The sequence below is a fragment of the Methylobacterium sp. WL116 genome, from assembly GCF_008039455.1.
Taxonomy (GTDB): domain Bacteria; phylum Pseudomonadota; class Alphaproteobacteria; order Rhizobiales; family Beijerinckiaceae; genus Methylobacterium.
The window spans coordinates 1-430 of the sequence record NZ_VRUV01001164.1; the positions used below are offsets into that span (position 1 = coordinate 1).

The 430-nt window shown below is 73.5% G+C and carries 1 protein-coding gene; it reads right to left on the reverse strand.

Features of this window, described 5'->3' with window-relative positions; all coding sequences use genetic code 11:
• Positions 1-430 (reverse strand): cellulase family glycosylhydrolase (locus tag FV223_RS29885; protein WP_147730156.1); only part of this gene is annotated, 430 nt, incomplete at both ends.

A 430-nucleotide genomic window follows, 5' to 3' on the forward strand; every position in this document is an offset into this window, starting at 1 on the left:
CGAGGAGCGCCGCCTGCACCCGGTTCCAGGCCACCGCCCCGCAGGCCTGCGGCGGCTCGTTGACCGGTTCCAGGGCGATGCGGCCGGGCGCCCGTCCGCCGAAGCGCCGGGCGAGCTCGACGACGACGTCGCGGTAGGCGGGAAGCAGCGGCGCCGTCGCCGTCCCGTAGAACCGATCGGGGTTGTAGTGGTGGGTCGCGGCGTTGGCCTGGACGTTCAGCACCAACGACAGCCGGCTCGCGAGGATCAGATCGACCGCCTCGGACAGCATCGCGAACAGCCGCTCCCGCTGCGCGCCGGCGAAGGCGGCGAACGGGCCGGGATCGATCGGCAGGCGCACAAAATCGAATCCGGCCTCCGCCAGCTGCCGCAGGTCGCCGGCATTCGGCACCGGGCGGTCGGGCTGGAACGGCGGCCAGGCGTAGTCGGT